Genomic DNA, 20219 nt, shown 5'->3' on the forward strand with positions numbered 1-20219 from the left:
AACCGCTACGTAGAATTGAAAGTTCAAAGTCAAGGCAATTAATTTTAACCCTTGACTCCTGTACAGACGCGATTAATCGCATCTCTACTAACTCCTAACTCCTGTACAGACGCGATTAATCGCGTCTCTAACCAAAAATGAAGATTGCGATCGCTCAAATTAATCCGACAATTGGTGATTTGCTTTTGAATGCCCAAAAAATTTTGGAGGCGGCACAACGAGCAGCATCTAGCGGTGTGCGTTTGTTGTTAACACCAGAACTTTCTTTGTGTGGCTATCCACCAAGGGATTTATTGCTAAATCCTAGTTTTGTGGAAGCGATGGGCATCACTTTGCAAAACTTGGCTCAAGATTTACCACCAAATTTAGCTGTATTGGTAGGAACTGTTGAACAAAATCTCGAAGCCTCTATTACTGGTGGTAAAACATTATTTAACAGCATGGCTTTGTTAGAGAATGGCAAGGTTAAGCAAGTTTTTCACAAGCGACTTTTGCCTACTTACGATGTATTTGACGAACGTCGCTATTTTGAAGCAGGGTTGCAAGCTAATTATTTCACTCTTGATAATATCCATATTGGCGTAACTATTTGCGAAGATTTATGGAACGATGAGGAATTTTGGGGTAAACGGAGTTATGCAGTAAATCCAATTGCTGACTTAGCAATTCTGGGTGTAGATTTGATTGTCAATTTGTCTGCTTCGCCCTACACTGTGGGCAAGCCGCAGTTTCGAGAAACAATGCTTAAGTATAGTGCAGTACGTTTTCAACAACCGATTATTTATGCTAATCAGGTTGGCGGAAATGACGATCTAATTTTTGATGGTCATAGTTTTGCTTTGAATCGTCAAGGTGAAGTTATATCTCGTGCCCGTGGCTTTGATACCGATTTAATGGTACTTGATTTTGACGAGGCACAACGGGATTTTAAATTAGGTTCTGTAGCACCTGCATATGAATCAGAAGATGAACAAATTTGGCAAGCTTTGGTTTTAGGAGTGCGAGATTACGCCCGCAAGTGTCGCTTTTCTAAAGTAGTTTTGGGTTTAAGTGGCGGGATTGACTCGGCAATAGTAGCTGCGATCGCAACTGCTGCACTTGGTAAAGAAAATGTCCTTGGTGTTCTCATGCCTTCCCCTTATAGTTCCGAGCATTCCATTAGTGATGCTGTGGCATTAGCCGAAAATTTGGGGATTAAGACTAATCTTTTACCAATTGGGGAGTTAATGCAAGGCTTTGATCAAACATTAGGCGATTTGTTTGCAGGTACTGAGTTTGGACTGGCAGAAGAGAATATCCAGTCCCGAATTCGGGGTAATTTATTAATGGCGATCGCTAATAAATTTGGCTATCTCCTTTTATCTACCGGTAACAAGTCAGAAATGGCAGTCGGTTACTGTACCCTCTACGGCGATATGAATGGCGGGTTAGCAGTAATTGCAGATGTTCCTAAAACCCGTGTATATTCACTTTGCCAATGGTTAAATCGCAATAATGAAATCATCCCGCAAAACGTCTTGACTAAACCACCCAGCGCTGAACTCAAACCAGGTCAAGTGGATCAAGACTCTCTACCGCCCTACGAAATTTTGGACGATATTTTGCAACGCCTGATTCATAATCACCAATCAGCAGCGCAAATTGTTGCAGCTGGTCACGATTCGGTAATTGTAGACAGAGTAATCCAAATGGTGGCGCGGGCTGAATTTAAACGGCGACAAGCACCCCCCGGATTGAAAATCACCGATCGCGCTTTTGGAACTGGTTGGCGAATGCCAATTGCTAGTAACTGGGTTAGTGTCAAAAACGCTTACCAGACTAAAAGCATAGCTACACCTAACCTTAGTTTGTTGTGATGGACAAGATGCTCATCCGCGAATCAAGTAATTAGTTATCAAACCTCTCCCTGCCTTGAACTTTTATTAAAGTCTGTCCTTCTTCGATGCGGAGAGGGACAGATTTTGCATAGTAAAATCTTTTTTATTAGGCTGATTCAACTTGATATGAGCGCAGCAGATTTATTCCCAACCTTGCACAAGCTATCTCGCGCAGAGAAACTCAAGGTCATACAGTTTTTAGTTCAAGAACTAGCGACTGAAGAAGAAACATTGTCATTACAGGCAGGAGTCACTTATCATGTGTAGTCTCCCTATAATTCCCATCAAGCTGCGAATAAATTAGCCGCACTGCTAGAAGAAGACAGACAGGTAAACGATGATGCGGATCCGATCGCTCCACCTCAAAGCTTCATCATTCCACCTCTGAACTCGAAGATTGCACCTTTTAACACCAATTGTCGAGTTAAAAGAGCGATCGCTTGACCTTTTATCCTGGAAGTTGCGCCTTTTATCCTGGAAGTTGCGCCTTTTATCCTCGGACTTGCGCCTTTTATCCTGGAAGTTGCGCCTTTTATCCTCATCATTCTACTTCTGAGCTTAAAGCTTGCACCTCAGAACACAAATTATCGAGTTAAAAGGGCGTAGGTGTAGCCCATCGGAGGCATTGCTCAACCTCTGAGCTTAATCAATAGGTTATTTTTACTCATCTAAACGGTGTGCGATCGCATTCAGCAATGACTCAAAGTCTGATTCGCTGTGAATATCAGGGGTGAGCGTGTTCATGTCTTTTAGTAAGTTGGTGAGTTGTGCGATCGTGTTGCGAATCTCGGTGTATTGGTCAATATCGTCACGAAATCCCTGCAAATTAGCTGCGGAAACTCCTTTCATTTCTTTGTCTAATTCTTTAATTTCGTCTTCCCAATACTTAATATATTTAAGTCTTTCAGTAGCTTTAAAAATATTGGCATCTGCTAAAATAATTGGAAATATTCGTTTATAAAATTCTCCATTTTTGGCGATTTCAACCAGTTCATACATACAATTTTCGGACTTTAAATACTGGTCGCTGATTACTAAAATTATGCATATACCACGGCTTAAACGCTGCATATATTCTTTAAATCTTTCTTTATAACCAATTTCATTGCTGTCACGAAGAATTTTGATGCCTTTGGCTTCAAATGCTTGCTCTATTTTTTCTACAAGTGTTTTGTTTTCTTTATCCCGCCAAGTGTACGAGATAAATACTTGCTTTTGATTGCTATCTTGTAATCGATGCGTCAATGATTCATCTCGCTTTCGTTCCAGTTCGTTTTGCAACTGTGCAACCTGTGGATTGAGTTCCTTATCTGGTCTATCGGGTTGGAGCATGACATCATCAATTAACCTACGGATATCTACCATTTCAAAGCTGTTTTCGCACTCAATCTGGTAGCGGCTAGCATTCAAGCGTTTTTTGAGTGAGTCCAGAGAATAGGAATAAGGTAGTGGCAGTTTTTTGCAAGTCTCACAGTTACACGGAACTAGAGTTTGAGGTTGCAAACGTTCGTAAGAGTTGTGGATTTTTTCTAATTCATGGGTGACAACAGCCATTAGTTCTTTTTTGCGGTTTCCGGCTACACGGATTTTAATTTCCCGTTGATCGTAGTTTTCAATGACTTCTGCACGAGTTTGGTCTTTGTTGAGAACAACACCACTTTTCCAAACGAGTTTTTGCTGTTCAATCCAAGGGTGCGTCTCGACGATAAAACGGGTGAGGATTCCTTTTGGCATGAAGTCATAGGTGTAGCGCAGGATGAGGTTGTAGCGATCATCCCAGGTATAATCAGCTTTTTCAATGGAAAGCAATTGAGGCGCAATATAAATGTCACGACGACCCGGAATTTCGTAGCAAAGCTTAAACCGCATCATTAATTGCAGGAGTTCATCTCGCATATCTGCATATTCGCCGTCTTGCCAAATATATTTAAGGTCGTCCTTAGTAAAACAACCCAACTTTTTTTTAACATTGTGATTGTCCAAAACTTTATAAACAGCAGTTGTACCCCATTCTGGTTTGAGTATGACAAGGTGTTTCAGTGTAGAATCGTCTTGAAAGTGGAGGCAAACGCCGAGATCATGGAGATAGTTGCTCAAGCGCAGCATATCTTTACGGTCTGTTAATTTATTAAGTCGGCAAAGGGTACAGTATTCTTCAAAGCTGATGTAATTTCGGGAATCGTTCTCTAACGCTGTTCTGACCCTTACCCAGAGTTTTGGTAGAGGTGTGCCAACATGGTCAAGTCTGCTGATGTAAAGCTGAATCGCGTCTTTAATCTCTGCTAAACCGCGATTAGTATCTAAATTGGTTGCCAGTATTTTCTCCAAGTTGTCAAATTCTCCTCGTAACTGGCGCTCATTGACTTGGCAATCACGGTCTTGTTTTTCGTTTTTGATGATGAGAACTGGACTCTTGTCACTCAAGAGTTCGACAACCTTCAGCCACCAATAAAAATCGGTATTTTCTTTGCGAGTGTCGGCAACTAAAGCATAAAGCGATCGTTTGCTGAGGAAAAACTGATGGGTTTGGTGGTAGATTTCCTGACCGCCAAAATCCCAGATGTTGACGCAAAAATCTTGGCCATTGGGCTGTGTAAAGTGCCACTGGATCACGTCAATGCCTTCGGTTGATTCCTCATCTGGCTGGAGTTCGTAGTTTTCATCTGCAATTTTCTTGGCTAAAGAGGTTTTACCGGCTCCTCCTTCGCCAATAATTAAGAATTTTGCTTCGTAGAAAAGTTCGGTTTCGGCTGGGTCTTGCACCCGGAAATAGAAATCAAGAATTTCATTCACATCACCTGGCTCTTCGGATAAATCCTTCAACCCTAAAATCTCTGGTGGAATCGGAACTGGGTTGCTACGAATATCAAGCTTGTTCAGGTTTTGCAATTGTCTGATTTCCGGTGGCAGACTGCTCAGTTGATTGTTGTAAAGGTTGAGCGATCGCAGGTCGGTGAGTTGCCTAATTTCTGGTGGCAGACTGCTCAGTTGATTGTTGTAGAGGTAAAGGGTTTGCAGGTTGGTGAGTTGTCTAAATTCCGGTGGCAGACTGCTCAGTTGATTACCGCTGAGGTTGAGGGTTTGCAGATTAGTGAGTTGGACTATTTCCGGTGGCAGACTGCTCAGTTGATTGTAGCTGAGGTTGAGGGTTTGCAAGTTGGTGAGTTGGACTATTTCTGGTGGCAGACTGCTCAGTTGATTGTAGCTGAGGTTGAGGATTTGCAGGTTGGTAAATTGGATTATTTCCGGTGGCAGACTGCTCAGTTGATTACCGCTGAGGTTGAGGGTTTGCAGGTTGGTGAGTTGTCTAAATTCCGGTGGCAGACTGCTCAGTTGATTACCGCTGAGTTTGAGCGTTTGTAGGTTGGTGAGTTGGACTATTTCCGGTGGTAGACTGCTCAGTTGATTGCTGCTGAGGTCGAGCGATCGCAGGTTGGTGAGTTGGCCAATTTCCGGTGGCAGACTGCTCAGTTGATTACCGTAGAGGTTGAGCGATCGCAGGTTGGTGAGTTGGACAATTTCCCGTGGCAGCGTTGTTAAGCCTTTCCCAGAAAGGTCTAATTCTGTCACCTTGTCTCTGACAGCTTGTTCAATAATTTCCAGCAGTTCTTCTTCGTTAGTCATTTCGGGTTTTACAGAGGCGATGCCTGACGACGAGTTGCTGCTTGGACGCGTAGCAGAGAAATTGAGCTAATTAATAATCTAGTACGCTACGGCGTAAATAAAGCAACCATTTAAAATCCCTAAAGAGCTTATTCCATAATACTTTTGACTTTTGACTTTTGATTTTTGACTTCCGCCTTGCGGTACTAGCCTGTATCAAGGATTGCATTGAGGCAATGTGCAATAATTGCAGACTCCTATGCCCCTACGAAATCGTTCACCATTCAACCTCTGAACTCGAACCATATTACGGAAAAAAATTTAATATATATTGCCAATAAATAGTTTTTTCTTCAGTGTAATATTTGTGAAATTTTATGTGCTAAATCATAAATTAATAGTAAAAATTGTAACATTATATTGCAGTTTAGCGTATAGTTTCAAACAACATCAGTTATTAAAATGATGTTTATACTTAGAAATAAGTAAATGAAGGTAGGTGCATAATGAAACTACAAGATTTCTTGGGAAAAGAAGAAAAATGGTCATTTGATGCGATCGCTGAAGATGCAGAGTTGGCTCGTCAGATTCAGATATTGCTAATTGGCTTAGGTTTGCTAGAACCTCCAGCTGATGGGAAATTTGGCCCTGTTTCTGTGATATTTCTCAAAAAATTTCAAGAATTAACAAAGACTGAAGAAAGTGGCTTTTTAGGAGCAGTCACAGCCAAAAAACTAATTGAAACCAAAATAGATGATCTTCCTAAACCCCCCTTAAAACTAGGCAATGATATTGCCAGCAGGATTGTGAAATACTTGCAATCTAAAGGTTATCAGGTATTTACCAATCCAAAAGAATACAACATTGTTTATGTAGAGGGTATAGATGCAAACTGGACTCTTAACAGTGATACACCCAATCAATTTAATGATCGGCGGATTGTCATTGAAGTAGTAAATGGCGTTCCCAAAATCGTAGATCACTGGGAAGCTACTACAGAACCAGGGAAATATTACACTTATAATCCGATGAATTCCAAAGGAGCAGCTAGGATTCAGTTTGGACAATACAAGGCTTGGGCTGTTGGTACCCACGGCACAGCAGAGCCTCACGAAGCATTAGTGCAAGTTGGAGATATAACTGTTTGTAGAGATTTTAATAAAGATTTTAAACGGACTGGCGACAAACTTGATACAGGTAATGATTTTTATGTGAATCAACACTACGGCTTTGATTTTCCCCGGAATGATATTCGCCTTGCTAGTGCGGGTTGTTTAGTGGGACGTACCCGTGAGGGACATAGAGAGTTTATGGCAATTGTTAAACAAGACCGTCGTTATGTCGCTAATCGTAAATATACTTTTTACACTACCGTGATTCCTGGGGATGATTTACTCAAAAAGTTTCCAGGATGAGGTAAGTTGTTCCACATTTAATTTGCACAATTTAGAGGCTAAAACTTATACCCAGAGAACGTCCAGTTGGAAAACTATATGTGGATTAGCTTAACAGGTAATTGGTAGTAGTTGTTGTTGTGATGCAACGTTTGATAGGGATGCACATCTGTGCATCCCTACTTTGTGTGAGACAGCAACTTTGTCTAACTTTGTTCTTGTGGTTGCCCTATTTCTGCCGTCAGCTTCTCTTTATCCTGCCTGCGTTTTTTGGCGTAAAGTTGAATAGTGACTGCCATCAAAATAATCATGGCAAAAATAGCCCAGGCAGCGATATCTGTAGGTAGATTGTTCTTAAATACAGCCAGTAGGACGATCGCTACTAACATAACTGTAGGTGCTTCATTTAAAGCACGTAATTGCTGACTATTCCAGCCACATTCATCTACTGCTAACTTCTTCATCAGCCGAGCGCAGTAATGATGATAACCAATTAAAATGGCAACAAACAGCAGTTTGATATGCAACCAACCCTCTTTTAAAACGTCCGGTTCAGTGCTTAATAGACCGATAGCCATTGCGATCGTCACGAACATTCCTGGGTTAGTGATAATAGAGTAGAGGCGCTTTTCCATAATTTGATACTGATTTTTCAGTATCGTTCGTGCTGGTTCAGGTTCTTGATTAGCTTCAACGTGATAGATAAAAAGACGTACTAGGTAGAACAAACCAGCGAACCAGACTACAAATCCGACAATATGAAAGGCTTTAAACCATGAATAAGCCATGAGTCTTAATCTCCTTTATTTGTGGTTGTGATGTATATTTAATGGTAAGAAAAAGTTCATAAATGCAGGCGGGATAACATTTATAAATTTAGCAAAAATCCAGAATTTATTTCTTGACCACAGATAAATACTGATGATTTCTCTGTGGTTTCATTTTTATAATATCGATTTTTGCCAAAGAGATATTGTCAATGTGTATCTTTACGACGCACAAAGGGTAAAAGGTCTTCTAAAATCGCCTCGTGGTAGTGTTCTTGAGGATAATGTCCGACGTTATTAAGTTTTATTAATTCGGCATTTGGTGCAGAATCTGTAAAATTTTGGGCAATGTCTACAGATAACCAAGGGTCAATCATCCCCCATTGAATCAGAATTGGCTGTTGCCATTCTTTAAAGCCAGATTCGATTTCTGTCATTGCTGAATCAAGTTGTAAATTGCGAATACTTGATAAGAGACTTCGACCAGATGCAGAAGCTTTCAAAAATGGTTTGCGATAAATATCTAAATCCTTATCTCCGATGCGATAACGGCTACCACCTTCTAGCGTCCGGTCAACTAATAGGGGGTCTTGGGTCATGACTTCACCTACCAAAGGTAAACCCATTTGTTTAATTTTCCAGGGTAATTTAGCAGCAGTTGAAATAGGTGTATTTAAGATAGCTAAATTAGCAATTTGTTCTGGATGACGCAAAGCATATTGTAGTCCTACAGAACCTAAAAAGCCTTGTACAACTAAAGAAAAATGTTCAATTTCTAAAGCTTTGACGAATCCCTCTAAAGCTGTGATAAAAGCATCGGGAGTGTAAGCAAAATCTCGTTTTTCTGGTTTTAAAGAATTGCCATAACCAATCCAATCTGGAGCGATCGCTCTTGTACCCTGATTCGCTAAAGCAGGTATAATATTACGCCAACTATAACTTTGTGAAACTAAGCCGTGTAGCAACAACACAGGCGCTAAGTCAGTTCTACCGATTGGTAAAGATTCGCGATAAAACCATTCCAGTGAATCTACATTGATTTTATGTTCTGTTATTGACACGCTATTTTCCTATGGATTGGGCATTGGGCATTAGGCACTTGTACTGAGCATCTCGACTTGCTTCTCTTCGAGAGGCTGCGCCAACGACTGCGCTCAACACAAGTCGCTCGATGGAGCCGGCGTCGTAAAGCCTGCGGCATAGCTACGCTTAGGGCGCAGCCTCTCCAAGAGTTGTATTGGGCATGGGGCATCGGGCATTGGCCAAACAGGGCACTTGTACTGAGCTTGTCCTGAGCGGATCTGTACTGAGCGCAGCCGAAGTATTGCCTTGAGCGAACGCAAGAGCGTCTCTAAGAGTTGCCGAAAGGAGCCGACTTGTGCCGAGTGACTTGTACTGACTAGTACTGAGCATCTCGACTTGCCTCTCGTAGAGAAGTAGCGAAGCCGAGGTAAGCCGAGGTAAGGGCGGCGTCGTAAAGCCTGCGGCATAGCTACGCTTAGGGCGCAGCCTTTCCAAGAGTTGTATTGGGTATTAGTTATTTTCTTTCTCCCCCTGCTCCCCCTGCTCCCCCTGCTCCCCCTGCTCCCTCATCCCCCTGCCCCTTGCTCCCTCATCCCCCTGCTCCCTCATCCCCATTGCCCACTCCCTGAGGAATAATCATCTCACGAATTGCATAAGCTGTGGCGGGTGCAAGTAAAACACCGTTGCGGTAGTGTCCGGTAGCTAGGAGGACATTACTAAACCCTGATAACTTACCAATAACTGGGGCTGGGCGTCCTTCAGGACGGGGACGTAACCCCGACCAAGTGCGGATAATAGTTGCTGTGGCTAACTCTGGGCAAAATGCGATCGCTTGTTCTCTAGCAGATTCCAGCAGTTCTTGATTTGGCGGTATCTCATTTTCATTGCTGGGAAATTCCACTGTTGCACCCACCCAATAATCTCCACCGCCCACAGGAACAATATGGACATCGTTACCTGTAATCGCTGGCTGGAAGTCAGGATTGCCTAATGGATGCCCCACACGTACTTGCAATGCTTGCCCAAGCACAGGACGGATATCAATTATCTGATTTAATTTTGCTGTCAATGGTGTTGAACCTAGCCCTGCTGCGACTACAAACCAATCAGCGGCTATTTTTCCTTCTGTAGTCTCAAGTTGAACGCAAAATTGGGGGGAAGACTCAGGTGGTGAGGTTTGGGCATCCAAAACAGTCACGCCAAATTTGAAAGTTACACCATTTTGCTGGGCAGCCTCAACTAAAGCTAATGTGAGGGCAGTTGGATCAAGTTGACGGTCTTGAGGAGAATAGACAGCGCTAGTAATTTTTTCGTGTAGGCGCAGCCCGTCGTAGACATCAACTTGAGGACACATATCCTGGAGTTTAGCAGTGTCCCAAATTTCTAAATGCCAGCCTTGAGAGTGGCGAATTTCTACTAGTTTTTCCCATGCTGAGATTCCCCCAACCCCCGCGTTCAAGGAGGGATCAGATAAAAGCATGAGAATTCCCTGGCGATTAAAAGGGATTTTGCGACCTGTTAAAGCTTCTAGTTCAGGAATCAAAGTTTCATAGCGTTGGATGCTAGTTTGTCGCATCTGCCAAGCTTTGCCCTTAATTTTTTGACTGATTGCGCCCATCAAAACGCCAAGTGCAGCGCCCGTGGAAGCTTGTGCTGGTGGTTGTCGATCGCAAACCGTGATTTTTAGCCCTTTTACTTGACTCAGTTCATAGGCGATCGCAGCCCCAACTATACCACAACCGATAATAACTACATTCATGACTTGTGCTTAGAGTTATAAGTTATAAGTGAGAAGTTAGAAGTGAGGAGTTAAAAATTTAAAACTCTTAACTCCTAACTCCTGTACAGACGCGAATAATCGCGTCTCTACTCCTAACTCCTGTACAGACGCGATTAATCGCGTCTCTACTTGTAACTCCTGTACAGACGCGATTAATCGCGTCTCTACTCCTAACTCTCTTCTGCTTTAGGAAGCAGATCGAGGAATTTGTCAATATCTGCGAAAGCAGCTTGGGAGTTACTCAAGGCAGTTTGAGGATTGCCAGCACTAGTAGCTCTATCAAGTTTAACCAGGTCGTTAAACAAATCTCGCGTTATTTGACGTGCTGTGGGTTGGTCTTTGGGTAGAAGGTTGGGAGTGACATAAGTCAGGTTCAGCCTTGCTTCTGTTACCGGGCCATGTATAAAGTTACGCACGTTGATCCAATCACCTCTTTGGATCAGGGTTTTCAACTCTTGTGAGCGATCGCGCACACCCTGAATTTCAGGAACATATGCCTGAATTCTTTCAAGTTGTGTTGCCGTGTAAGTTGGAGGTGCCACCGCGACACCAGGACCGCCACAACTAATGAGGAATGTGGCCAATAATACTAGAACAAATGAAAAAATCGAGCGTTGACGCGCCATACACTGAACTTAATTGCTTTTTGTTTACCGATTACCAGTGTCATTTTAGATCGCTAGCGCAATTTATCGTTCACTCTAGTCAACTTTTAATCAAACCGCGCTGCCTGGCTGCAACTTTCATCCTCACCAACTTAACCGGGCGGCCGGAGGCTTTCTCAGTATCTAGCAGTTCGCCCAACTCGTGTATTATGTGATCACTAAGGCGTAATTGTTTGGGTTCAATTATAGTAAAAACCCATTGCCACAAGGCTTTACGACATAAGTCGCTACCTCCTATTGCACACAGCTTTGATGCCCAGTTTCTCCCAATCACCACAAAAGTTCGCCGAAAAATTCATTGCCTTCAGTTTTCTGAAGTAGAACTGACTGGGGATTCATGTCAGCCAAAGATTTTGCAGAAAATTTTGATATTTTTTACAAAGAGCAGAGTTTCATCTGCTTTTAAGGAATTTTTAAGTATAATTACTTAAAAGGTGTTAGCCAGTCCCAACAAGAAGCGATTTTTGGCATCTGTTAGTAACAATGATTGTTAGAGAAGTATGATTTAGAGTTGCTAAATTTCAAAGGTCTTGATAAGCTGAAACACCAATAATATAAGCCTTCTGGCGGTTTTTATGTCTTCAGATCCTTGAAGATGCCGATGTCAATATAGGAGTGTTTTTTAGTGAATGCAGCTGAACAGGCAACGAACCTTGAATTCGCCAGCAACATTGCTACGGTGGTTAATTTGTTCAAATTCGAGTTTCCTGATGCCAAATCTGATCTCAAACCCTGGAAAAATGACCCGGAAACCAGGCAGTTAGTTGATCCAGACTCTATAGACATTGGCTTTCACTTTCCTGGTATCAGCAAATCTTGGCGAAGTCGCAGTATTTTAATTCAAATTCGATTTTATCAAGATCCCATCAATAACTCATGCCGGGCGATCGGCGTGCAGGTAGCTGGATTTGATCATCGCGGCGAGGCGTGGCGACTTTCTACGGTAGAAAATTGGAGTATTGTCGGCGCGTCTTTGCCTTCTGGTGAAATTGGGGATAAGCTCAAACAGATTTGCCGACAGATTTTAGAAGTTTTTAATAAACCAACTGATTTAACTAACACACCGTAGGGGCACAGCATTGCTGATCGGTGTCAAGTCGCTTCGCGAAATTCAAAAGCTGTACCCCTACTCTCAAAGCGTCTTGTAGAAAAGATGTTGGCGCTGCGATCGCCTTAAGTGTGTGATTCGCAAACTCGCTCGTCCCGCCACAATTGATATAGCTGCGTTGCTGGCATCGTCATATATAAAACATCCCCAACACCGAGATAATTTTCTAATAAATCCCAGCCATGATGGATTTGGTGATTTTTTTCTAAGTATAAAGGTACACAATCAGTAGACATGGCTACATCTTTCACCCACTGACCACAAAAGACGTGTGAAGGTGTAATCACAGTTGCAAAAGCCACCCAAAGACTATCGGCTGTGATGCCATTACCGAGGATGCGTCCCCCTAATGCAGCAGCAGCAAAAGCTGGGGCCGCTAGTTCAGCTGGACTCAGTACAGCGTCGAAGCCAAATAGCTGTTGCGCTATGCCAGCAAAATCGGGATCGGCATAATGAACAATCACCGGAATGTTGGGTGTCAAGTTTTTGGCTTTGAGGGCAATTTCCAGATTGGTAGCATCATTGTTAGTAACAGCAAGCACTGCGGCGGCAGACTCTATATTGCTGGCTTTGAGTATTGTGCGAAAGCTGGCATCACCTTGAATGACGGGGATACCGAGTTCGCGGGCGGTGTTGATATATTTATTGTTGGAGTCGGGTTCAACTACTACAACTTCATATCCGCTGGCGTGGAGTTGCTGGACAATTCTCACCCCAATACCACTCAAGCCACAGACAATGTAGTGATATCGCTGGGGAATTCGGGCTGCATCCCAAAATTGCTTAAAGCGGCTTCCCAAGACAAAATCGGTGAGCATTGCATACCAAATACCAATCACCACTGCTCCAACCATCATCATCACAACGGTAAATAGCTTAATACTGTTAGGAGCATTTTCTACTACTTTGTCATTACCACCCGCTCCCGTAATCATGCCTACAGAAAAATATAGAGCATCGACAGGAGACAAACTCAACTCAGTCGACATATAAGTGAATGTAGCAATCGCAATAACCGCCAATAGTGCAATAGCACCCAGTAGTACCGATCGCCCATGTTGCTGAAACAGCCTAATATTAGTCAAGACTTTCAGCAGTTTTTTAATCAATGATCTCCGAGGAGAACGGATACGGGGTTGAGTGCCAATAATTAAGCGATCGCCTACTTGTATCTTTTGTCCAGATATTACAGCTGACACCAAATCCATCTCACCTTTTACTGGCAAGTAATAAATCAGCATCCGCGATCGGTCTTCCCACAATTCACTTAGCTTTCGACCCTTCCACAAATGGTTTTCATCAATGTATTCTTCGTGAATTGGCCAAGTTTGCTCAAATAATTTGATTTGTCCGATCGCTTGGCTTCCCAGTGCTGCAAACGTGAATACGGGTGCTACTAATCCCACAACACTCATACTCAAGTGGTCTGGCAAACTTTGATCAAGGCGCTCTCCCAAATTTGTATTATAAAAACGGTTGATAATCCGAATTTGGGGATTCAGCACCCGCGCTTGCATCATAATAGACAAATTCAGAGCATCTTTAGATCCAGTGATTACTAAAGTGTCTGCCTGTTGAATTCCGGCTGCTGTTAGGGTAGAAGCTGCTTGTAAATCGCCAACAATCACATCTGGTGCTGTTTCGCCAGGGATAGATTGGTGATGAATACCAACAACGAAGGCTCCCTGCTGTCTCAGCAACCGAAAGGTTTTATATCCGGTAAGTCCTAAGCCACAAACAATAATTCGAGGTTTCATGAAACGGCAGCATCTTTTATAGGTAGGGCTGCATTTCTAGTTATTTATCAATATTGTTGCCCACTTTCCTGGAATATAACTGTAGCTGATAACACGATTGTTTTAATTGCAGGCAAGAGGCAGGAGGCAGGAAGTAGAGACACCAAGTAGAAAGAGGATTATAAATTTGATGATTGAGGGTAAAAAGTTTTATAGCACTTCTGGTGTTGAGTTTAATAGAGAGCTAACAAGAACAGCCCCTTCCCTGCAACGAAAGGGGAGTAAGATTTCATTCCTCTCTCCTTTTTACCTAAGGTGTACACACAAGTATTTTGACCTGCAATGCGATTGTTTCGACTGACAATGCGATTGTTTCGACTGACAATGCGATTATATCGACTGACAATGCGATTATATCGACTGACAATGCGATTGTATCGACTGACAATGCGATTGTTTCGGCTGACAATGCGATTGTATCGACTGACAATGCGATTGTTTCGGCTGACAATGCGATTGTATCGGCTGACAATGCCAATGCACACCCTACGTTACCTAGCAGCTTTAAAAGCTCACTATAATTTGACACCTCAAATAGGAGAGTTTTTTGTATCCAGGGTTTGAACAGGCAATAAAATAATATAGAAAAATATGGCAACTTTTGTAGGTTGTGATACGCTATCTGCTTGAGGAGTGTCGAGGAACCGAAAATGACTAAGCTGCGCGTGGGGTTACTATTTGGCGGTCGTTCGGGAGAACATGAAGTTTCGATCAAATCAGCACGGGCGATCGCTGATGCCTTGAGTGCAGAGCAAAATGCTAGTAAGTACGAAATACTGCCTTTTTACATCCAAAAAGATGGACGTTGGCTAGCAGGAGAAACACCCCAAAAAGTTTTAGCAACCGGTAGTCCGCTACTGGAATCGGAAGAATCAACATCTGTTGGACATCTGACATCCAACCCTCAAGCTCAAACCCTCAACAAGTGGCAATCTCCCTCTCAAGTTGCCCAAGTAGATGTTTGGTTTCCTATTCTCCACGGCCCCAACGGTGAAGACGGGACAATTCAAGGGTTACTCACCTTGATGCAAGTCCCTTTTGTTGGTTCTGGGGTGTTAGGTTCGGCAATGGGGATGGATAAAATTGCCATGAAAATGGCCTTTGAGCAAGCGGGACTAGCACAGGTAAAATACAAGGCGATAACTAGAGCGCAGGTTTGGTCTAATCCTTGCGTATTTCCGAAATTGTGTGATGAAATTGAGGCAGCATTAGGTTACCCCGCTTTTGTCAAGCCTGCTAATTTAGGTTCATCAGTGGGTATTGCCAAAGTGCGATCGCGCCAAGAATTAGAAGCCGCCTTAGATAATGCTGCTAGTTATGACCGAAGGCTGGTTGTGGAAGCTGGTGTCGTCGCTAGGGAAGTAGAGTGTGCCGTTTTAGGTAACGATCAACCCCAGGCCTCTGTCATTGGAGAGATTACATATAACAGCGATTTTTATGATTATGAAACTAAATATACTGAAGGACTAGCAGATTTACTGATACCTGCACCGATTCCAGATGCGATCGCCCGTCAAATTCAGGACATGGCTTTGCAAGCCTTTGCAGCTGTTGACGCTGCGGGGTTGGCAAGGGTAGATTTTTTCTACGTGGAAGCGACAAAAGAAGTTTTGATTAACGAAATCAACACCATGCCAGGCTTTACTGCAACGAGTATGTATCCCCAACTATGGGCCCATAGTGGAGTCTCCTTTCCAGAATTAGTTGATCGGTTAATTCAACTTGCGATCGCTAGGCATTCTCCTAGCTGAGGGAGAAAATAAGCAAACTGATTTCAGATTATTACGGCAAAAGTCACAATAAATACAGAATTTTGGCAAAAGTTAGCCGGATTTGGTAGCGTATATTTTACAAAAAAGCTACTTGAATCTAAAATTTTGTTACGGATACCTGATGCTTGACTCCTCCAGTACAATTTATTGACTAGAGGGGTACAAATCTGAAAGTAATCATGGAAAAAAGTCAGAGTGTACAGCGCGAGCGAACCCAACCAAGAGGGGCTACTCCAGAGCTGACAAAAAGGAAATCGAGACTAGAACAAAGCTCGAATGTTCTGATATATCTGGTTGCACATCATCCTTGGCTATTGTTTACTGGGTTTTTAGCCATGTTTATCGGAGGTGGTGGCTTTGCCCTGTATAGCTTAGGTAATGCTGGACAGGTAGCACAAGAAGAACCAGAAAAAATCCCAGTTATAGTTGAACAACCAATCAATGCGCCCTCTGAGAATAGTAATCCGATACCTTTATGGATGGTGGCTGCGATCGCTCTCAGTTGTGGTAGTGGTTGCTTACTCATTTTCCGAATGCTCAACCGGAAAGCACAACCGCAAAAAGTTAAAAAACAGATTAACCGTCATCAGGCACGCTTGGCACAAAGCCATTACCAAAGATTGGAACCACGCCTTCCCAAGAACCAGCCAATTTTTGTGCCACAGCCAAGACTGATGCCCGTTATACAGCAGATGCAACCTAAACCAAAAAATCTGGTGACGGTTCTACCAGCAGAACACAAGCACCACTTGGATACACGTACAGAATCTTTGGCAGACTTGATGGATCTTCGTAAAGATAGTTCATTATCTGCAATTTTACGCCAGTATTAATAGTACTGTAAAGCAAAAACTTGTCAAAATAATCCTTTTTAGGAATTAGGGCACGGTTCTACCGTGTCTTTACTAGTTTATACAGCAGATTTCAAGTTTGTGATCTACAAAAATACCCTACCCGCCCTGTCGCGCAACCTCACATAGAATTGGTATCATATCATGTCCGCTTGATTACTTATTAAACCCGAAGAACCCCACCCCACCAAAGAAAGCTACGCTTTGTCTCCCTGCCCCTAATCCCCAGAGGGGGTACCGAGTTCCCCGCAAGCAGCTACAGTGTACACACAAGTAATGACCAGCATAAGTTTCAATTCTAGTAGTTTCGTAAGGTGCGTTATGGACACGCCGAAATAACAAATGAGTTCGCTGAAATAACAAATGCGTTCGCCGAAATAACAAATGCGTTCGCCGAAGCAACAAATGCGTTCGCCGAAATAACAAATGCGTTCGCCGAAATAACAAATGAGTTCGCCGAAGCAACAAATGAGTTCGCCGAAATAACAAATGAGTTCGCCGAAGCAACAAATGCGTTCGCCGAAATAACAAATGCGTTCGCCGAAGCAACAAATGCGTTCGCCGAAGCAACAATTTAGCTTTGTCACGCCAGCGTAACGCACCCTTCTCCTATGGTCGCTTGCTTCCCCGTAGGGGTTACGGGTGACGCTCCTGCGTCGTTCGGGGAGCGTCTCGTAGAGAAGAGGCTGCGCTAACAGCAGTCGCCTGCACAGGGTTTCTCTACCAAGAGCGCTGCTGAACCGCAAATGCTTTGGTAGATGAAGTTTTTCCGACTTGTGTGTACATCATTGCCGCAAGCAGGGAGGGGATTAAGGGGAGCCAGTGCGATCATTCTCCCATTCGTGAGAGGCTAGCGCCTGCCGTAGATGCCCGTTCGCCCCAAGGCGTCCCGTTAGGGAAGGGCTGTAGGGGTCTCCCCGGAGCATCTGGCGTGTGGGGTGCAACGACTGTGGGAATCATAACTAATTACCTGGACTTGATATCAATGCAGAAAAAGCAGTGGCCCGTCCGGTTAAACTGATAAGGAAGAAAATAGCAGATTCAAGCAGTGAATAACATAGTGCGCTTAGTTTTGACAGCAATATTGCTAGTGCTAGTGACAGCTTGTGGCAGTATTGGACTGCTACCGACTAGCGAATTAGTGCAAAAAGCGATCGCACTTGGACTAGAACAAACTCAACAAAAACTTAGCCAACAGTTGGATCTAGATTTTCAAGGATTTGAAATCAAACGGCTATCAATTACCCAGGAACAACCCCTGACGATTGAAAATTTACCAGCTTTCCGCGTTCGCGGAACCTATGACTTGATTGTTAAGTTACCAAAGCGACGCTTGACACAACCACAACAACCCTTTGACGTTTACCTGCAAATTCAGCAAGAAGGTAAAACTTGGCGATCGCTAATTCCAGAAAAAGGTAGTAAAAGTACTCAATCAACTTGGCGCAGTTATCTAATTGAGTAAACCTGGTACTTTTTTACAGTTGCCTAAAAATTGTAAACCAGTAGCACAAACACCAAATGCCAGTAAACCTGACATAAAACTGGGTTCGGGAACGCTAGTAGTAGATACAGAATTTATACCTACAGCAAAATCTTTATTTAAGTCTACATTATCAACAAATGAGTTGTCGGCAGCACCAATAAATATAAATTTTGCATCAATGGGAACTTGTACAATAGCCCCATTAAAATCTACACGTGAGATGTAAAAAATACTATTCTCCACAGTAGTAGGACTTACGCAATAAAACCTCTCAAACTCTCATTCCTCTGTGTACTCTGTGTCTCTGTGGTTCGTTCTTTCATGACCCGTGCGTAAGTCCTGAGTAGGATATGTGCAACTAGAAAAACTATCACAAGCATACCGAACACAGAAATTTTGAAGTTTGAATTCCGCACAGTGGGATATGTGCTACTATAAAAACCATCACAAGCATTTCCGTATAACTGCCGGGGCAAGTCAGGATCGAGGTGATAGTTTCACCAAAGACAGGGCAAGATGTATATTAACTTTTTCATCAGTTCCATTGCTGGAATTGTAGTTGTGGTGCTGGCGGCTTTTGGCTTACTGCAATGGTTGCACATCCCTGCTGGTAACTTTCTTGATTGGGTGATTGGTGGTGCAAGCTTTTGGTGGCTGTTGGTAATTGTTACCGTTCCGTGGAATGTACATTTTCAAGCCAAAGAAGTCTTAGCAGAAGCAGCACAATCCAAGGAGAAAGGAATTCCAGTCGATGAAAAACAAGTGAAATATGTCACAGTGTTGGCAAAGCGATCGCTCTGGGTTGCCATTGCTTTACACTTATTCTCAACCGTTGGTCTTTATACTCTTGCTGCCACTGGTATTAGTACGGTGGGATATATCAGTTCTGGTGCAGCTTTGTTATTAACAATCCTGCGTCCAGCTATTCGCGCTTACGAGTATTTATATGCGCGGTTAGCGATGATTCGCCAAGAATGGAAGTATCCGCGCGAAGATATTGTTGAACTGCGCGATCGCTTCTCTATATTGGAACAAAAAATCCAGTCATTCGAGGAGCAACTTAACCCAGAACAATCTTATTCATTACCAGCAACTCAACAACGCTTCGCCGAAGAAACTCGCAGAGATTTAGCCCGGATTGCTGCTAATTTGGAGGAATTACGAGCGACCAATCAAACAGAACATGAGCGTTTGGGGAGAGAAGCAAGAAATGCGATCGCGCAACTTTCCACTGACGGACAATTTCTCGATCATGTCCGTGAAATTATTCGATTTTTTAAGACTGCTTAATTATTACTCTCATAGCTAACCAAATTTTAAATTTTGGATAATGTAATTGAATATTCATCATCCAAAATTTAAAAAGTTTCTCCAAAGAGGGTTAACTAGATACAAACAGTAAGATAAGCGACTTTAAAGTAAAAAAATATCCCAAAACTAACACACAAATCTTCTCTATTTCTCTTCTCTCTGTGTTCTCTGCGCCTCCGTGGTAGCCTGCGGCAAGCCGCTGCGCGTCTACGTTTATTTGGATAATTTATTTCTTGGAAATCCCTAAGTTTGACATAAATGGCACAAAGTTAGTACATAAAGACATTAGAATTTACCAGGGCAAGGGAGAAAACAAAATATGTTATAACTTTGTACGCATGATGTTTGGTGAAGCTCACATAACTTCAGGAGTACTCACGGTGAATCAGATACAACTGACTTTAACTATTGGTTACCTGTTGATGACATGCTATTTTTTAAGCAATTGGTTAATATTTTCCCTACGTCATCCTGCTTCTACTCCAGAAGATAAATTTTTATCAGTTGTGATGTTTTTGGTCACAACTATCTTCTGGCCTCTGATGATTCCGATATCTTGTATAGAAATAGTTCAACAAAAGCGAATAGACTTTAGTAAAATGATTCCTGTTCTTTTAGCAATATTTGTATTTGGTATTTCATATTATTTGACCGAATAATTCATAATTAATCGTTATGCTGGAATCATACCAGGCAAAATATCGAATCCGTCACGAGCAAATAAAAAACCCTACATCCGCGTGTGACAGCGATTGTAGGGCTGGTGTGTAATGAGGTGTCGCATTC

18 protein-coding genes are annotated in these 20219 nt (G+C 42.7%); 8 read left to right on the forward strand and 10 right to left on the reverse strand.

Going from position 1 to position 20219, the window contains the following annotated elements; all coding sequences use genetic code 11:
- Positions 1-137 precede the first annotated feature (137 nt).
- Positions 138-1856, forward strand: coding sequence for an NAD+ synthase (locus V7K46_RS03040; RefSeq protein WP_335110921.1), 1719 nt, complete (start codon positions 138-140; stop codon positions 1854-1856).
- A gap of 383 nt (positions 1857-2239) precedes the next feature.
- On the opposite strand, the gene V7K46_RS03050 is transcribed toward V7K46_RS03040, so the two are convergent.
- Positions 2240-2422, reverse strand: a complete 183-nt coding sequence (locus V7K46_RS03050; RefSeq protein WP_335111321.1) for a hypothetical protein — start codon at positions 2420-2422, stop codon at positions 2240-2242.
- Between the two features lie 115 nt (positions 2423-2537).
- On the reverse strand, positions 2538-5501 hold the full coding sequence (locus V7K46_RS03055; RefSeq protein ID WP_335110923.1) for a COR domain-containing protein: 2964 nt from the start codon (positions 5499-5501) through the stop codon (positions 2538-2540).
- A 485-nt stretch (positions 5502-5986) separates the two neighbouring features.
- Here V7K46_RS03055 and V7K46_RS03060 point away from each other — a divergent pair, with 485 nt between their 5' ends.
- Positions 5987-6895, forward strand: coding sequence for a peptidoglycan-binding protein (locus tag V7K46_RS03060; RefSeq protein ID WP_335110926.1), 909 nt, complete (start codon positions 5987-5989; stop codon positions 6893-6895).
- A gap of 185 nt (positions 6896-7080) precedes the next feature.
- Here the strand turns inward: V7K46_RS03060 and hemJ are convergent, their stop codons facing one another.
- The 4 genes from hemJ to psbQ all read right to left on the reverse strand — a co-directional run bounded on the left by hemJ (position 7081) and on the right by psbQ (position 11070).
- Positions 7081-7662, reverse strand: coding sequence for a protoporphyrinogen oxidase HemJ (gene hemJ / locus V7K46_RS03065; RefSeq protein ID WP_298919039.1), 582 nt, complete (start codon positions 7660-7662; stop codon positions 7081-7083).
- Positions 7663-7850: 188 nt separating this feature from the next.
- Positions 7851-8702, reverse strand: a complete 852-nt coding sequence (locus V7K46_RS03070; protein ID WP_335110928.1) for an alpha/beta fold hydrolase — start codon at positions 8700-8702, stop codon at positions 7851-7853.
- A 551-nt stretch (positions 8703-9253) separates the two neighbouring features.
- The gene (locus V7K46_RS03075) at positions 9254-10423 is read right to left on the reverse strand and encodes an NAD(P)/FAD-dependent oxidoreductase (RefSeq protein WP_335110930.1); all 1170 of its coding nucleotides are present in this window, start codon (positions 10421-10423) and stop codon (positions 9254-9256) included.
- Positions 10424-10614: 191 nt separating this feature from the next.
- Positions 10615-11070: a photosystem II protein PsbQ gene (gene psbQ, locus V7K46_RS03080; protein ID WP_335110932.1), complete on the reverse strand. Its 456-nt coding sequence runs from the start codon at positions 11068-11070 to the stop codon at positions 10615-10617.
- A gap of 664 nt (positions 11071-11734) precedes the next feature.
- Here psbQ and V7K46_RS03085 point away from each other — a divergent pair.
- Positions 11735-12178: a hypothetical protein gene (locus V7K46_RS03085; protein WP_335110934.1), complete on the forward strand. Its 444-nt coding sequence runs from the start codon at positions 11735-11737 to the stop codon at positions 12176-12178.
- Positions 12179-12282: 104 nt separating this feature from the next.
- Here V7K46_RS03085 and V7K46_RS03090 read toward each other — a convergent pair whose 3' ends face one another.
- Together V7K46_RS03090 and V7K46_RS03095 are read right to left on the reverse strand one after the other, a co-directional pair.
- Positions 12283-13974: an NAD-binding protein gene (locus V7K46_RS03090; protein WP_335110936.1), complete on the reverse strand. Its 1692-nt coding sequence runs from the start codon at positions 13972-13974 to the stop codon at positions 12283-12285.
- Between the two features lie 212 nt (positions 13975-14186).
- Entirely contained in the window at positions 14187-14498 is a 312-nt protein-coding gene (locus tag V7K46_RS03095; RefSeq protein ID WP_335110938.1) for a hypothetical protein, read from the reverse strand.
- Positions 14499-14663: 165 nt separating this feature from the next.
- Between V7K46_RS03095 and V7K46_RS03100 the strand changes: the two genes are divergently transcribed.
- From V7K46_RS03100 to V7K46_RS03110, 3 genes are all read left to right on the forward strand, one after another.
- Positions 14664-15764: a D-alanine--D-alanine ligase family protein gene (locus V7K46_RS03100; RefSeq protein WP_335110940.1), complete on the forward strand. Its 1101-nt coding sequence runs from the start codon at positions 14664-14666 to the stop codon at positions 15762-15764.
- Positions 15765-15964: 200 nt separating this feature from the next.
- Positions 15965-16618: a hypothetical protein gene (locus tag V7K46_RS03105; protein ID WP_335110942.1), complete on the forward strand. Its 654-nt coding sequence runs from the start codon at positions 15965-15967 to the stop codon at positions 16616-16618.
- Between the two features lie 332 nt (positions 16619-16950).
- The gene (locus V7K46_RS03110) at positions 16951-17214 is read left to right on the forward strand and encodes a hypothetical protein (protein ID WP_335110944.1); all 264 of its coding nucleotides are present in this window, start codon (positions 16951-16953) and stop codon (positions 17212-17214) included.
- A gap of 250 nt (positions 17215-17464) precedes the next feature.
- Here the strand turns inward: V7K46_RS03110 and V7K46_RS03115 are convergent, their stop codons facing one another.
- Positions 17465-17596 (reverse strand): hypothetical protein, encoded by a 132-nt coding sequence (locus V7K46_RS03115; protein WP_335110946.1) that lies wholly within the window; start codon positions 17594-17596, stop codon positions 17465-17467.
- Between the two features lie 97 nt (positions 17597-17693).
- Between V7K46_RS03115 and V7K46_RS03120 the strand changes: the two genes are divergently transcribed.
- A complete protein-coding gene (locus V7K46_RS03120; protein ID WP_335111305.1) occupies positions 17694-18101 on the forward strand; it encodes a hypothetical protein in 408 nt (135 codons plus the stop codon).
- Here the strand turns inward: V7K46_RS03120 and V7K46_RS03125 are convergent.
- Positions 18090-18365, reverse strand: a complete 276-nt coding sequence (locus V7K46_RS03125) for a hypothetical protein (protein ID WP_335110948.1) — start codon at positions 18363-18365, stop codon at positions 18090-18092. The two genes, V7K46_RS03120 and V7K46_RS03125, sit on opposite strands and share 12 nt — an antisense overlap.
- A 273-nt stretch (positions 18366-18638) precedes the next feature.
- On the opposite strand from V7K46_RS03125, the gene V7K46_RS03130 reads away from it, so the two are divergent.
- Positions 18639-19412 (forward strand): hypothetical protein, encoded by a 774-nt coding sequence (locus V7K46_RS03130; RefSeq protein ID WP_335110950.1) that lies wholly within the window; start codon positions 18639-18641, stop codon positions 19410-19412.
- Positions 19413-20219 lie beyond the last annotated feature (807 nt).

The sequence above is a fragment of the Nostoc sp. genome (assembly GCF_036917395.1).
Classification (GTDB): Bacteria; Cyanobacteriota; Cyanobacteriia; order Cyanobacteriales; family Nostocaceae; genus Nostoc.

Coding starts and splice junctions, on each gene's coding strand:
- V7K46_RS03040 (WP_335110921.1), top strand. CDS start 138: ATGAAGATTGCGATCGCTCAAATTAATCCGACAATTGGTGATTTGCTT.
- V7K46_RS03050 (WP_335111321.1), bottom strand. CDS start 2,422: ATGATGAGGATAAAAGGCGCAACTTCCAGGATAAAAGGCGCAAGTCCG.
- V7K46_RS03055 (WP_335110923.1), bottom strand. CDS start 5,501: ATGACTAACGAAGAAGAACTGCTGGAAATTATTGAACAAGCTGTCAGA.
- V7K46_RS03060 (WP_335110926.1), top strand. CDS start 5,987: ATGAAACTACAAGATTTCTTGGGAAAAGAAGAAAAATGGTCATTTGAT.
- hemJ (WP_298919039.1), bottom strand. CDS start 7,662: ATGGCTTATTCATGGTTTAAAGCCTTTCATATTGTCGGATTTGTAGTC.
- V7K46_RS03075 (WP_335110930.1), bottom strand. CDS start 10,423: ATGAATGTAGTTATTATCGGTTGTGGTATAGTTGGGGCTGCGATCGCC.
- psbQ (WP_335110932.1), bottom strand. CDS start 11,070: ATGGCGCGTCAACGCTCGATTTTTTCATTTGTTCTAGTATTATTGGCC.
- V7K46_RS03090 (WP_335110936.1), bottom strand. CDS start 13,974: ATGAAACCTCGAATTATTGTTTGTGGCTTAGGACTTACCGGATATAAA.
- V7K46_RS03100 (WP_335110940.1), top strand. CDS start 14,664: ATGACTAAGCTGCGCGTGGGGTTACTATTTGGCGGTCGTTCGGGAGAA.
- V7K46_RS03105 (WP_335110942.1), top strand. CDS start 15,965: ATGGAAAAAAGTCAGAGTGTACAGCGCGAGCGAACCCAACCAAGAGGG.
- V7K46_RS03115 (WP_335110946.1), bottom strand. CDS start 17,596: ATGATTCCCACAGTCGTTGCACCCCACACGCCAGATGCTCCGGGGAGA.
- V7K46_RS03130 (WP_335110950.1), top strand. CDS start 18,639: ATGTATATTAACTTTTTCATCAGTTCCATTGCTGGAATTGTAGTTGTG.